Genomic DNA, 455 nt, shown 5'->3' with positions numbered 1-455 from the left:
AAATAGTTACTATTGCAAACTCGGTATTCTTCGATTAATTGTTCAAGCTCTTTTAAGTTTTTTGCTCTGGCTTTAACAGATAACGTGGCTTTGTGTCCGATTTTATTTAATTCTCTAACGTCTACATAAAATGGTGTTTTAAAAAACAATTCTTCTAGCATTCGCAAGTCTGCTTCGCTGTCACAGTCAAAAGACAAATCTTCGTTTGTAACAACGTAAGTTCCATTTGACCAAATTTCTATACACAAACTGTCATCAACGGTATCGTTGTACTTATTTTCATATAGTTCATAAGATTTTAGAATTATGTTTCTGTATTTATCTGCAATGCCCTCACTAAAATCTTCGACCGTTCCTAAAGTTTTTAAAAAAGATTCTGTATTTTTTATTCTTTCGTTCTTAGCTATTTCTAGTTTGTCACCGCAACTCATAGTATTCGTTCTCCTTTATCCTTC

Annotated in this window: 1 protein-coding gene; it reads right to left on the bottom strand. The window is 32.3% G+C overall.

The features are described 5' to 3' along the window. Positions 1–431: hypothetical protein (locus KQI94_RS16315; RefSeq protein ID WP_253294860.1), on the bottom strand; the 431-nt coding region annotated here is incomplete at its 3' end. Between the last annotated feature and the right edge of the window lie 24 nt (positions 432–455).

This window comes from Enterococcus sp. S183_ASV_20 (genome assembly GCF_018919685.1).
GTDB classification, from domain to species: domain Bacteria; phylum Bacillota; class Bacilli; order Lactobacillales; family Enterococcaceae; genus Enterococcus; species Enterococcus faecalis.
The sequence above is the reverse complement of the archived record's forward strand: the minus strand, read 5'-3'. Positions and strand labels throughout refer to the sequence as shown.